The following is an 11,903-nucleotide window of genomic DNA, read 5'->3' on the forward strand; positions in this document are numbered from 1 at the left end:
ACCGAATAGGGGGGAGAGGAACGATGAAGCTGCTAATTTTGGGCGGAACCGTATTTCTGGGCTACCATTTGGCGCAATCCGCGCTGCGGTTTGGTCACGAGGTCACGCTATTCACGAGAGGAATAACGAACCCGGAAATACTCCCGGAAGCGGAGAAGCTGAGGGGAGACCGCGACGGCAATCTGTCCGCTTTAAAGGGACGACGGTGGGACGCCGTCGTCGACACGTCGGCTTACGTGCCGAGAATCGTCAAACAGTCGGCAGAACGGCTGGCCGATTGCGTGGAGCATTATACGTTCGTCTCTAGCATTTCCGTTTACCGGGATTTCAGCAAGCCTGGCGTTCACGAAGGCGATCCGGTCGGAGAATTGGACGATCCTGCGTCGGAGAACGTCCGCAAGCATTACGGGGAGCTGAAGGCGCTGTGCGAACGGCAGCTGGAGGAGCTGATGCCGGGACGGGCGTTGAACGTCCGCTCCGGGCTGATCGTCGGTCCTCAGGACCCGACGGATCGGTTTGCGTTCTGGCCGATCCGCATTCGCAAGGGCGGCCGGGTATTGGCCCCGGGCCGTCCGGAAGCACGCTTGCAGTTCATCGATGTCCGCGATTTAAGCGATTGGATCATTCGGATGGCGGAGGCCAAGACGGCTGGCACGTTCAACGCGGTAGGCCCGGCGGAGCCGCTTACGATGCGCAGGCTGCTTGAGGCTTGTGCATGGGTGACAGGGGGTGATCCGGAGCTCGTCTGGGTCGGCGACGAATTTTTACATAGCCGTGGGGCAAGCCCGTGGGACGAAATTCCGCTGTGGTTTCCGGTGCATGCAGGCTTGGAAAGCTTCACCCACTATATGAACATCAGCGTGGAAAAAGCGCTAGCCGCCGGTTTGACGTTCCGTACGCTCGAAGATACGATCGCAGCTGCGCTGGAATGGTGCGACGCCCGCCCGCCGGTTCCGGGCCGCAGCATGGGTCTCGACCCGGACAAGGAAGCCCGTTGGCTGGCGGAGTGGGATGAGCTGGGGTAATAACGCGAACAGCCTGTTTTCCTAAAAAGAGGAAGCAGGCTGTTTTGTCGTTGCAAGGACAGGCTTCCAGACGGTTTTTTCCGCAGCAGGCGGTAACGGCCGCAAGCTTGCCTGGGGATAAAGTCGCCGGAAGCAGCAAAGGCTTGCAGGAGCTAGCTCCCGCAAGCCGGATCGCTGTTCTCGGGGACGGTGACGTAATTCGGATTGAACGCTTCCCGGATATAGATTTTCGGTCCCGCTTCGCCGCAGATGACATAGTGCTTGTACGGTAGTCGAACCGTCCGGCCGTCCAGCGGACGCTCTTCGGCGCCGTACCCCAGCAGCTTGCGGTACGCCGCCAGCTTGAACGACATCAACAATTTGCCGAGCGGAATCTTGTGATTTTTTAACTGGCCAAGGAACAGCTCCATTCCGTCGATCTGCGCCACGACATAGTTGCGCGAAACCCATTGCCCGTTCGGCGTTTCCAGCTCGGAATACCGCTCGAATAAAACGGTTTCCGGCTTCGCCTCAAGCAGGTCGCGGATACTGCCGTCGATGCTTTCTCCGCGAACCGTCTGTTGTCCGATCACCCGGACGCCCAGCTCCGTCTCTAGCATGCTTTCCAGAAGCAGCGTCGTCGAACCGTCGCTGCGCAGCAGCATGCGGGAGGCCGTATTATTCGGCAAATCAGTCGTCATTCGGCATACCCTCCGTTCATTTCTCCGTATTTGTTCGTTTTGCGAAGCAGCAGCAGCCCAAGGTGCGATAGCGGGCCGGCTTGAAGGAGCAGGACGCAGTCGCCCGGCTGAAACGAATGGCCGTCCTCCGCCTCCTTGAGGGAAAGCAGGCAGTCGCTGCCGAGCAGGTTGCAGCCTGCCGCATACGTCCGGCGGTAAACGGGATAAGGCAGCAGCCTCTCCACGTAACGGCGGAACGTCGAGCTCAGCGTCTGCGACACGGCCAGCACGATCCGTTCGGCGTCTGCGGCGTTGCGCCGCAGCAGGACCGAGACGGCTTGACGGCATCCGGCGAGCAGCCGCCGTTCGTGCCGGCGGTAGTCGGCTTCCGACCACCGGTACGGATCGTCCGGGGCGAGCGGCCAGCCGTCCGCTACCGAATCGACCACGGCCCAGTCGCCGCCGGCGGTCGAAAGGAGACAAGCGGCCGCCGCATCTCCCTTCGGATCGGCATCGAACCAATAGCGGGGATGCGGGGGGCACAGCCGGTCGGCGGTGACGAAGAGCGATTCCGCAGCAGCCTGCCCGGGAGCGGAAGGATGGAGCGTCTTCACCAGCTCCAAGGCGCCCGGCAGCGTACAGGAGCCGCAACGGCTCAATGCGAATGGCAAGAGCCGTTTCAGCTTGAGCGTTTTTTTGACATAGAGACAAGGGGTCAAATAAAAGTTCGGTTCCGTCGTTTCGTGGCCGTACACGAGATAACGGCATTTCTCCCGCGCTTCGGGGGCGTTCTCCAGCAAGGCGCGGAGCGCCTCCGTTCCCATATGCGCCGCCGATTCCGCATGGCTGACCGGAACGGGCCTCGCTTTTAGTTCCCAGGGAACTTGTTCAAGGAACGTATGTTCCTGTTGGTTCATTCCGTATTGTTCGTACAGCGCCAGCAGCGGTTCTTCAGGCGGAAAACGCGTCATCTGCGGCACGCCTCCGGACAGCAGCCGATCCGGCTGCTCTTCATAGAAGGGATATGGCGTGATGTGAGACAAGTACCAGGTCAAGGCTGATCCTCCCGTATCGTTCCGAATCGTACTCAGTCTTGCTCTCAATGACGGAATAACGTGCATCCGAAGGTGCTCCCCATGCCTACCGTCAGCGTAGCGAACAGATCGCCCGGCTGCAGCATCCCATGCCGCAGGGCGTGTTCGGCGTTCAACAATGGGTCCGCATTATGAGCATGTCCGATTTCCGCCATCGTCGGGAAATAAAACCTCTCAAGCGGAATCCCCGAAGCGTCGGCAACCCGCTGCCACGTCCCCCGGTTGACATTCGCCGGAAACACGTACCGCAGCCGCTCCGCCGTTACTCCCGCTTGCTGCAATACGTCGCGGAGCACTTTGACCAGACCGACCGTAAACGTATTCTGAAACCAGGCGTACTCCTCCGGGGAAGCCTGCATGCTGTTGTATACGGAAGCGTTGGACTGCACGGCCGAGCCGACGATCCGGTTACAGGCCGCTGTATTCGTAACGACGGCCGCTGCGGCAGCGTCGGCCGATACCGTGCTGTCCTGCAAATAGCGGCTCCTCGGCAGCCCCATTTTGTCTGCGGCCAATACGAGAACGGCGCTCCCGCGCCGCTCCGTCCAAAGACGGGCCAACCGGAACAGGAAGTTCAGCGAAGCGCAGTTGAGCTGAGATACGAATCGGACCTCCGCCCGCTCCATACCCCACTTGCGCTGCATGCCTGCGAACGGATCGAACAGATACGGGACGAACGTCGGAAACGTAGACGTGCACAAGATGAGCCCGATCCCTCCCGCCAATTCCGCCCTCCCTTCGAACAGAAGGTCGACAGCGACGCCGATCATTTCGTGGACACGGAGCTTGTTCTCGACCGCAATGCGGCGCAGGCCGTGCGACTGGATCAGGATGCGCAGCTCGGCTTCGCTGATTTCCAACGCCTCCCGCAGCTCGTACAGGGATGGACGTTCCGCGGGTATGTAACCGGCGACATGCGATAATCCGGCCATCGGCATCTCCCTCCCTCCTGCGGATAGACTGTCCTTAACGTAACGCGGAGCCCGCCGTTTTGTACATAAATCCGGCGTGTACCGTGCGTGGACGGCGGGTGGGCTGGCGGGCCCAACGAAAGCCGAGAGGACGGGACCCGCCGCTTCTATAATGATGGGTAAGCGACCAAGAAAGGGGGAGCGGATATGGGAGAACTATTGCGGCTCTTGGAGCAGACGGCGCCTTTGGACAAGATCGCGCTTGCGGAGGGAAACGAAGCCGTCACGTACGGGCAATTGGCGGAGCGCATCGGAATCGTCCGGGGCAGGTTTCCCGCCGGCGGAATGGATTTGGAACCCGTCGGCCTTGTGATGAATCAAAGCGTCGACTCGGTCATTCTTCTCTTAAGCTGTCTCGATGGGGGCGTTGCCGTGCTTCCTGTTGACGACCTGCAGACAACATCCGATTTGGCCAGAATCGGCGCATCCGGCCGTGTTGGCTGCTGGATCGCGCCTGAAGATCGAGCGCCGGCTGGTGCGAAGACCGCGCAAATGGCTCCGGTGGTCCCGTATTCCAGGCTGCTGGCACCCGGCAAAACGGAGGCGGACGAGCTTGACGGAAAACGGAAGCCGGGCGGACAGAAAGTGGACGGAGGAAGCGGCGGACCAGGTCGAAAGGAAGAACCGGGCGAAGCGCCTGTCAGCTTGTATCTGCTGAGCTCAGGGTCGACCGGCCTGCCCAAACTGGCCTGTCTGTCGATGCAAACGCTGCTTCGGGAAGGGCGCAAATACCGCGATTGGTTCGGATATCGTCCGGACGATTCGCTGGTTGCGACCGTTCCCCTGCATCATTTGTACGGTTTGACGGGAGCGCTGTTCGGCTCGCTGACCGCCGGGGCGACGCTGCACATTTGCCGGCATCCGACTCCCCGCAAGGCGGCCAATTTGCTCCGCGCCTGCCAAGGCACGGTGCTGCTCGGGGTTCCTTCCTTTTATCATCTTTTGTGCATGTCCCGCCACATCGGCCAAGTGCATGCCGGACGGCTCCGTTTTGCTATCTCTGCGGGAGGGGCGCTTGCGCCGGATACGGCCTCGGCATTCGAAGGCAAATTCGGCAAGCGGGTGCTGCAATTGTACGGCAGTACGGAGACCGGCGCAGTTGCGGCGGAGCACCCGCATCGTCGTCACCGGAAAGGAAGCTGCGGCGATTTGCTGCCCGGGGTGGAAGCGCGAATGGAAGCCGACGGCAGGCTTGCCGTCCGCAGCGCAAGTCTCTTCGGGGGATACGTTGCCGGCTCCGGGAAGGAATGTCCCGTTCAAGAGGGATGGTTTGTGACGGACGATCTGGCAACGATCGAGGAGCAAGAGCTGACGGTCATCGGAAGGGTGCCCCGGCATATCAATGTAGCCGGCCGTAAAGTAAACCCGAAGGAAATCGAAGATGTGCTCAAGCACATGCCTCGGATTCGAGAAGCCAAGGTGGCCGGGCGTCCGGATGAGCTGCAAGGGGAAATCATTGTCGCGTGGCTGACGGCGGATGACGGAGTGAGCGTCAAGGCCGTACGCGATTATTTGAAAACGCAGCTGGCCGCTTACAAAATCCCGCACGAGATTCATTTGGACGGTGCTTTGCCGAGCTGGAAAGAACGGTACGTCTGCGAGGACGAACAGGAGGGGACGGGGCAGGAATGAATACGAGCCAACGCGATGTGGTGTGGAAGAGCATGAAGCGGATTTTGGCCGGCTGCGGGGCGGAGGAAAGCGTTCTTACGGAGGAGAGCTGCATCGGAGATCCCGAGCTGGAGCTCTCCTCCGTACGGTTCATCCAGGCAATGGTAGAGTTGGAAAACGCTTTCGATGTGGAATTGGACGTGCGGAATATATGGAACGGGAACCAGAGGCCGCTTTCGGAGCTGCTCGACTATATTGAAGCGGCGCTGCCGGAAGCCGGGCCGTGACACGGGTTTGTTTTTCCGTCCCCGAGCTTTCCGTGTACGTTCCTTCCGGCACCGCAGCCGTGGAGGACGTGGCGCGGCAGCTGCGGCAGGCCGGATTCCCGTTCGCTCCGGAGGATGTGGCGCGCTTTCGCGGGCGGTACGGCTTCGACCGGGTACCGGTCGAGCGCTCGAAACGGCTCGGCGGCATGCTCGCCGAGGCGTGCGGACCGCTGCTCATCCGGCTTCGGCGGCAGGGGCGGCCGGTCGACCGGATCGTCATCGCTCGGACGCTGGACTTGTCCTGGCACGACGAGCACGCGCTGCGGGATGCGCCGGAGATCGGCGATACGCCGGTGTTCGCCTTGTCGCAGCACAACTGCGCTACCGTGCATCTTGCGATGCAGGCGGCAGGACAATTGCTGCATGCGGGAAGCACGGAAGGCATCGTGCTCGTTACGGCCGACAAAGCGTTCCATCCCGCGCTTAAGCGGCTGCCCCATTCGCTGCTCGGGGACGCGGCGTGCGCCTGCTACATGACCCGGGAGGCCGGACCGCACCGGACGTTTTACTTGCGCAGCGTCTTCGATGCAGGCATGGATGCCGGACTTCATTCTCAACCGGAGCACGTCAAATGGTTTCAGACGACGTATCATTTTGCGATCCGTCAGTTGATTCGCACGGCGCTGCGGGAATGTGGGCTGACCGTCGGCGACCTCCGGTTCATCTTCGGGAGTAACGTCAATCGCACGACATGGGAGGAGGTAGCTTCCATGCTGCCTTGCGACAGCGGGCTGTTTTATACGGATACGATAGCGAAGGTCGGCCATTTGCACGGCTCCGATCTTTGGTATAACGTGCACGACGCGGTCCTTCGCGGAAAACTCCGCCGGGGGGACCGGTATATGACGGTATCGGTCGGACTGGGAAGCTTCGGCTGTGCCGTACATCAATATTAATGCGGAAGGAGAAGCCGGCATGACGGTCTATCTGTCGTCGCCCGACATTGCGGTTCCTGCTAATCGGGACGTTCCATCTCCGGCTTCCGGCCCGGCGGCCAATCCCGCGGTCGGGTATGCGGAGGCCCTCCATCGCATCGAAGGAGTGCCGCTGCCCGACGCCGCCGGGAATTCCTGCGCGGGCGTCCCTGCCTTTCAGGGAAGCGTAGCCGAGCTGACGGCCGGGCTGCTGGCCGGGGCGGCGGCCGGACATCCTGCCCCCGCTTATTTGTGCTGGGCCCACGAAACGTCCGCTCCGCATCCCGCCACGCTGCCCGCGATGCAGATGGCGCAGGCTTTGCGCCTGAAAGCTGGCCTGCCGTTTGGCGTCGGTCAGCAGGGCAGCTTGGCGACGGTATCCGCAGCGGAGCTGCTCGCCGCGTTTCTCGGCGCGGAGGGCAAGCGGAGTGCTTTGCTTGTGGCGGCGGACTGCGTCAAGCCGCCGTTCGGCCGCCGCTTTCATCGCGCGTATCCGAAGGGAGACGCGGCGGCGTGCTGGGTGCTATCCTCGGAGCCGCCGGGGGATTACCGGTGGGCCGGGACGCGCTACGCGCTGTGCCGACCGCTCGCGCAGCCGCCTTTCAAGTGGGAGCGCCGGCATTTTGAAGCGGCGGAGCGCCAAGTAACGGAGGCGGCGCTGCGGCTTGCAGCGGGGCTGCGGGACGGCGATGTCCGGCGCAGCTGGCTGGTCGCGCAGCAGGTGAGCGCTGCGTTTCTCCGGGAAATACGGAACGCCGTTCACCAAGACGGGCGCATTCGCTTGTTCGAGAGGGCGGCATGGAGCGAGGCGAACTTGCTGTGCGCCGATCCGCTTGTTTCGCTTCGCGGACTGGAGGCGAGCGGGGAGCTGAAGCGGGGAGACCGGGTCTGTCTGCTGTTCGCCGGATTGGACTACGGGGCGGCTGCGATTGATCTGCAATACTCGAAAGAAAGCGGATGGTGAGCTATGAGAATGGGAATTATTTGTCCGGCGGCGGAATATCCGCGGCTGTACCAAGCCGCAGCCATCGGCGGAACAGCCGTTGTGCACGCGGATAGTCCGGATGCCTTGGCGTGTTCGTTCGTCGCTGCCAAGGCTCCCGAGATCGTCGTCTGGTCGGCGCACGATTGGAACGGAAACGATTGGCGCGTCATCCTTCGGCTGTGCGGAGCATACCCTCGATTGCGGGTTGTATGCTTGACCGACGAGCCGCCTGCCGCCGGGACAACCGCACGCGAAGAGCGCATTATCGTTCTACCGTCCGCTGCCGACGGGGAGTTGATCCGGCGCACGCTAACTGCGCTAACGGAGTGTTCTGCTTTACCTGCGGCAGGCTCTGCGCCGGAGGATTCCGTAGAACGGCCGCTCGCGCTGGCGCCGGGACTCGTATTCGATCCGGCGCTCCGCAGCGTGATTAACAACGGCGTCGTGCATCCGCTGCCGGGCAAGGAGCTGGAACTGCTCCGCTTTTTGCTCCGGCGCCGGGGACGGTTCGTAAGCACAGAAGAGCTGCTCCGGGGGCTGTGGGATGAATACACCGGCTCCGACATGCCGCGTCAATACATTTACCGGCTGAGGGGGAAGCTGCGCACCGAAAAGGCGCCGTTCGGCCTGCTGCTGCACGCCCGGGGCCTCGGGTATATGCTGGTGCCCGTTTACGATTCGGCGGCCCTCCAATTGGCCAAAAGGTACGGCGCCCGATCCGGCAAACAAAGCCGAGAAGCGCGGAGAAAGGTTCCCTACACTGGGGATAGACGTTCAAACTATCGGGAGGTTGAGCTATGAACGGATGGGTGACCGCCGAGCGAAGGCATTTTTATGACGAGCACGGCTATGTTGTGATACCAGGGATGCTGAGCGGGCCGGAAGTATCGGAAATTAACCGCGAATTTATGAAGCTGTGGCTCGATTTGGTCAGGGAAGGCGTCATCGTACAGGACAACCGGCGCTCGTTAGAAAGCGTGTTTCCGCGTCTGCGCGATTACCATCAGACGAGACCTGCCATCGCGGCGCTGCTGCTGAGCGGCAAGATGTTCGATGTGGCCGCAGGACTGCTGGGCGAGGAGGCGCTGGCCATCTCTACCAGCTATTATTTTAAAGGTCCCGGTACGCGGGGACTTCCTATGCATCAGGACAACTACAGTGTCGGGGCGGCCCCGACGACCACCTGCTCGCTGTGGCTGTCGCTCAGCGTCAGCCACGAAGATAACGGCGGGGTTTACGTGGTGCCCGGCTCCCATAAGCTGGGACTTTTGTCGCCGGAGCCGGTCCAAGAGAGCCGCTCGGAATACGGTGAGAAGCTGAGGCTTCCCGATGGTTACGAAACGGTGCCGCTGCGGACGCAGCCGGGCGATCTGGTCGCGTTCCACGGCAACCTGCTTCACGGGTCCGAAGCCAATTTGTCCGGTCGCACGTTCCGTTATGCCAACGTGACCCATTTTATGGGGACGAGCGCAGAGCGGGTAGCTTTAAACTACAATTATTTGCTGGACCGAAGCGGCGCACGCGTCCGCAGACGGCTGAACGCCGCGCCGAAGCTCAAAAACGATACGTTGAAGAAGGACGAATGGAGCGGCGTAGGAGGAAACCGGCCGTGGCGATAAACGGATGGGAAGGGCTGTTCGCGCGCGGGGAGGTGAGGCTGTGATTTACGGCGTCGGTATCGATTTGCAGAGCGTGCCGCAGATGGGCGAAGCCATCGGGCGGCAGGGCGAACGGTTTTTGCGCAAAATTTTTACTCCGGGCGAGATCGCCTATTGCTCGAAGCATCGCGGGGCAGCTCGGCATTACGCGGTTCGCTGGGCGGCGAAGGAAGCGTTCTACAAGGCGGCCGGGGACGTGCTTCCACGAAAATACGGCTTCTTAGACGTCGAAGTCCGTCATCTGCCTTCCGGTCGTCCCGTGCTTGAGCTGCATGGTTCAACCGGCGAAGCGGCGGCGCATTACGGCTTGTCGTTCTGCATCAGCCTCTCGCATTCGGGAGATTATGCGCTTGCGCAGGTCCTTGCGATACAGGAGGCGGGGAGAGCTTTTCCGGGCCTCGAACCGATGCAGGAGCATGCGGCCGGGGAGGCGATCCGCTTATGCTGACCGCCAAACGGCTGCCGGTCGTGCCGAATCCGGGCTTCGAGACCGAGTGCTACCATAATTTGCGCCTCAGCATCGTCATGACGGAGCCTCGGCTGATGCCATGGTGCCTCAGCCATTTCGTCAATTTGATCGTGCAGTCCAAAAGCGCGGGACAATTTCCGCTGGTCCGCTTCGAAGAGCATCTGGAGCTGTACGGGGGACTGCTGGCGGAAGAACCTCTTGCGGTCAAGCCGGGTGGATACGTGTCCGCCATTCGCGAGGCGATCGACGAGGGAAGCTACGTGCTGGTTTACTTGGACTGGAAGCGCATTCCGCAGTCCCATTTTTTCGCCGTGCGGGAGATGGTGCATGACGCGCTGGTCTACGGCTACGACGACGAATCCGGGACGCTGGACATTCTTGCCTTCGAAACGAACGGCCGGGCCTACGGCTCGGTTTGTCTGCCTTACGAGACGTGCGAGGCGGAGCTGGCGCATGTGGCGGAGCGTCATGCCGATACGCATATCTGGTTTGCATACTACGGCTTTCCGCTCACCGCCGTCCGGCTTCACCGGAGCCCTTCGCTGCCGTCCGGCTTCGATTACCGCAGCCTGTATTTTGCGCTGGAGCGGGGACGCGTTCGTGCGTCGGGCTTGTCTCAGGATGCGTTTGCCAGCGGTTATTTTGTGTACGACTATATGGCGGGCTTATTCCATCAAATGGCTGGGGGCGACGTTTCGTTGGATCCGCGCGAGTTCGGCTTCTGGAACATTAATGTGCACAAGATGATGCAGCGGCACAAATGGATGCTCAAGCGCATCGATGCGTTGGAACGTGCGGCCGGTTCCCCTTTGCTCGGCAAAAGCAAGCGGCTCTACGAGAATGCGAAGCAGCGGCTGATGAGTATCCGCGCGGATTCTTTGAAGGCGCAGAAAACCGGAGACGCGCGTCTGCTGGCACGCATCGGGGATCATTTCCAAGCGATGTACGAGCAGGAGAAGAGGGCCGTGCCTTTGCTGATGGAATATTTGGTTCGCTTGAAATTCGAACGGAAAGGAGAGGAAAGCTTGTGAACGATACGTCCTTGCAATCGAAAATCATTGCTTGCATTCAAGACGTTCTCCCTTCGCATGTGACGGTAGACGAGCAAAGCGAGCTGCTGAAGCTGGGGATCAACTCGCTGACGTTCATCCGGCTTGTCGCGTCCATTGAAGACAGCTTCGAGATCGAATTTGCCGACGAATCCATTTTGCTGGAAAACTTCAGCTCGGTCGGAAAAATCAGCGACCTGGTGTGGGACTATTTGCAGAAGACCGTGTGATGCGGCAAGCTTTCGAGCAATCGGGCGGACCTCCTTTACAGGATGGTCCGTTTTTTAACGATATAGAATTTATAAATTTTCAGCAAAGCTGAACAAATTCTATATCACAAGAAAAACTTCCGCTAAACCGCGGTCGCTCATCCATGAATAGACTTCGATAAAAGTTTTTCTTATATCCCCTGCCGGAGCCAACAAAACACGAAAAACCAGCAGGTCAAAAGCTGAGTGATATTTCCCGAATCATGCGATGATAAGGATGTCCCCGGGAGACAACAAACCAATCCAACCAACGGAGGTATCGCAATGAAAACCATCACAAAGAAAATCGGCATGACGCTCGAAAATTCCAACAGCAAAACGTACCTGGAACTGCTCGACGGCCGCAGCGAAGAATTGCACTTCAAACAAGCCGCTCCGACTCACTTCACGGTGAGCGATTCCGAATTCAGCTTGAAAACGGGCGTAACCGTTGATCTGGAAATCATGAACGTCGATCTCGTAGCCACTTCGAGCGTCATCTGGCCGGGCGCTACCATCCGCGTGCGCGGCGGTCTGCAAGGACAAGGCAGAACGATGAAAGCCAGCGCTTCCATTCCGTTCAACAAAAAAATGGCGGACGGCGTACAAGGCGAGTCCTGGTTGTACTGGGTGATCGAAACGCCTCAAGGCGAGTTCCACAACAAAAAACCGATCCATATGAAAGGCACATTGAAAGGTCTTCCTCCGAAAGACGCCACGTTCTATTCGGACAGTGTAATCCCGTTGTTCGATGCGGAAGACAACCAAGTAGGCACCATCTACGGCTGCTTGCAATCCAACTAATCGTTATCCAGCGAGAGGGCCATCCTGTATGGCCCTTTCGTTTTCAAGCGTACGGACATGCGAAAGCTTTAACATCCGTGGACTCGATTA

14 protein-coding genes are annotated in these 11,903 nt (G+C 60.2%); 11 read left to right on the forward strand and 3 right to left on the reverse strand.

Annotation, left to right across the window (positions count from 1 at the left end):
* Positions 1 to 23 precede the first annotated feature (23 nt).
* On the forward strand, positions 24 to 1,025 hold the full coding sequence (locus tag ET33_RS12425) for an NAD-dependent epimerase/dehydratase family protein (RefSeq protein ID WP_036681366.1): 1,002 nt from the start codon (positions 24 to 26) through the stop codon (positions 1,023 to 1,025).
* A gap of 152 nt (positions 1,026 to 1,177) precedes the next feature.
* Here ET33_RS12425 and ET33_RS12430 read toward each other — a convergent pair whose 3' ends face one another.
* Genes ET33_RS12430 through ET33_RS12440 form a run of 3 tightly spaced genes read right to left on the reverse strand, consistent with a single transcriptional unit; the run spans position 1,178 to position 3,710 of the window.
* The gene (locus ET33_RS12430; RefSeq protein ID WP_036681368.1) at positions 1,178 to 1,705 is read right to left on the reverse strand and encodes a hypothetical protein; all 528 of its coding nucleotides are present in this window, start codon (positions 1,703 to 1,705) and stop codon (positions 1,178 to 1,180) included.
* Positions 1,702 to 2,739, reverse strand: a complete 1,038-nt coding sequence (locus tag ET33_RS12435; protein WP_036681370.1) for a beta-ketoacyl-[acyl-carrier-protein] synthase family protein — start codon at positions 2,737 to 2,739, stop codon at positions 1,702 to 1,704. The genes ET33_RS12430 and ET33_RS12435 overlap by 4 nt, the downstream gene beginning before the upstream one ends.
* Positions 2,740 to 2,783: 44 nt before the next feature.
* Positions 2,784 to 3,710, reverse strand: coding sequence for a 3-oxoacyl-[acyl-carrier-protein] synthase III C-terminal domain-containing protein (locus tag ET33_RS12440; protein WP_161783538.1), 927 nt, complete (start codon positions 3,708 to 3,710; stop codon positions 2,784 to 2,786).
* Between the two features lie 186 nt (positions 3,711 to 3,896).
* Here ET33_RS12440 and ET33_RS12445 point away from each other — a divergent pair, with 186 nt between their 5' ends.
* The 10 genes from ET33_RS12445 (at position 3,897) to ET33_RS12490 (ending at position 11,813) form a co-directional block, all read left to right on the forward strand.
* The gene (locus ET33_RS12445) at positions 3,897 to 5,381 is read left to right on the forward strand and encodes a class I adenylate-forming enzyme family protein (protein WP_036681375.1); all 1,485 of its coding nucleotides are present in this window, start codon (positions 3,897 to 3,899) and stop codon (positions 5,379 to 5,381) included.
* Positions 5,378 to 5,647: a hypothetical protein gene (locus tag ET33_RS12450; RefSeq protein ID WP_036681379.1), complete on the forward strand. Its 270-nt coding sequence runs from the start codon at positions 5,378 to 5,380 to the stop codon at positions 5,645 to 5,647. Before ET33_RS12445 ends, ET33_RS12450 begins: the two co-directional genes overlap by 4 nt.
* Entirely contained in the window at positions 5,644 to 6,582 is a 939-nt protein-coding gene (locus ET33_RS12455; RefSeq protein WP_036681381.1) for a 3-oxoacyl-[acyl-carrier-protein] synthase III C-terminal domain-containing protein, read from the forward strand. The genes ET33_RS12450 and ET33_RS12455 overlap by 4 nt, the downstream gene beginning before the upstream one ends.
* A gap of 19 nt (positions 6,583 to 6,601) precedes the next feature.
* Entirely contained in the window at positions 6,602 to 7,564 is a 963-nt protein-coding gene (locus ET33_RS12460; RefSeq protein WP_144028778.1) for a beta-ketoacyl-[acyl-carrier-protein] synthase family protein, read from the forward strand.
* Between the two features lie 3 nt (positions 7,565 to 7,567).
* The gene (locus ET33_RS12465) at positions 7,568 to 8,386 is read left to right on the forward strand and encodes a winged helix-turn-helix domain-containing protein (RefSeq protein WP_081890302.1); all 819 of its coding nucleotides are present in this window, start codon (positions 7,568 to 7,570) and stop codon (positions 8,384 to 8,386) included.
* Positions 8,383 to 9,204, forward strand: coding sequence for a phytanoyl-CoA dioxygenase family protein (locus tag ET33_RS12470; RefSeq protein WP_051775291.1), 822 nt, complete (start codon positions 8,383 to 8,385; stop codon positions 9,202 to 9,204). Before ET33_RS12465 ends, ET33_RS12470 begins: the two co-directional genes overlap by 4 nt.
* A 40-nt stretch (positions 9,205 to 9,244) precedes the next feature.
* On the forward strand, positions 9,245 to 9,691 hold the full coding sequence (gene acpS / locus ET33_RS12475) for a holo-ACP synthase (RefSeq protein WP_081890303.1): 447 nt from the start codon (positions 9,245 to 9,247) through the stop codon (positions 9,689 to 9,691).
* A complete protein-coding gene (locus tag ET33_RS38900) occupies positions 9,685 to 10,743 on the forward strand; it encodes a hypothetical protein (protein WP_051775293.1) in 1,059 nt (352 codons plus the stop codon). Before acpS ends, ET33_RS38900 begins: the two co-directional genes overlap by 7 nt.
* Entirely contained in the window at positions 10,740 to 10,991 is a 252-nt protein-coding gene (locus ET33_RS38905; RefSeq protein ID WP_036681395.1) for an acyl carrier protein, read from the forward strand. The genes ET33_RS38900 and ET33_RS38905 overlap by 4 nt, the downstream gene beginning before the upstream one ends.
* A gap of 303 nt (positions 10,992 to 11,294) precedes the next feature.
* Positions 11,295 to 11,813, forward strand: a complete 519-nt coding sequence (locus ET33_RS12490; RefSeq protein ID WP_036681398.1) for a hypothetical protein — start codon at positions 11,295 to 11,297, stop codon at positions 11,811 to 11,813.
* Positions 11,814 to 11,903: the final 90 nt, after the last annotated feature.

This window comes from Paenibacillus tyrphae (assembly GCF_000722545.1).
Classification (GTDB): Bacteria; Bacillota; Bacilli; order Paenibacillales; family NBRC-103111; genus Paenibacillus_G; species Paenibacillus_G tyrfis.

Excerpts from the sequence above, each read along its gene's own strand:
- ET33_RS12425 (WP_036681366.1), top strand. The coding sequence starts at position 24 with ATGAAGCTGCTAATTTTGGGCGGAACCGTATTTCTGGGCTACCATTTG.
- ET33_RS12430 (WP_036681368.1), bottom strand. The coding sequence starts at position 1,705 with ATGACGACTGATTTGCCGAATAATACGGCCTCCCGCATGCTGCTGCGC.
- ET33_RS12440 (WP_161783538.1), bottom strand. The coding sequence starts at position 3,710 with ATGGCCGGATTATCGCATGTCGCCGGTTACATACCCGCGGAACGTCCA.
- ET33_RS12445 (WP_036681375.1), top strand. The coding sequence starts at position 3,897 with ATGGGAGAACTATTGCGGCTCTTGGAGCAGACGGCGCCTTTGGACAAG.
- ET33_RS12450 (WP_036681379.1), top strand. The coding sequence starts at position 5,378 with ATGAATACGAGCCAACGCGATGTGGTGTGGAAGAGCATGAAGCGGATT.
- ET33_RS12460 (WP_144028778.1), top strand. The coding sequence starts at position 6,602 with ATGACGGTCTATCTGTCGTCGCCCGACATTGCGGTTCCTGCTAATCGG.
- ET33_RS12465 (WP_081890302.1), top strand. The coding sequence starts at position 7,568 with ATGAGAATGGGAATTATTTGTCCGGCGGCGGAATATCCGCGGCTGTAC.
- ET33_RS12470 (WP_051775291.1), top strand. The coding sequence starts at position 8,383 with ATGAACGGATGGGTGACCGCCGAGCGAAGGCATTTTTATGACGAGCAC.
- ET33_RS38900 (WP_051775293.1), top strand. The coding sequence starts at position 9,685 with ATGCTGACCGCCAAACGGCTGCCGGTCGTGCCGAATCCGGGCTTCGAG.
- ET33_RS12490 (WP_036681398.1), top strand. The coding sequence starts at position 11,295 with ATGAAAACCATCACAAAGAAAATCGGCATGACGCTCGAAAATTCCAAC.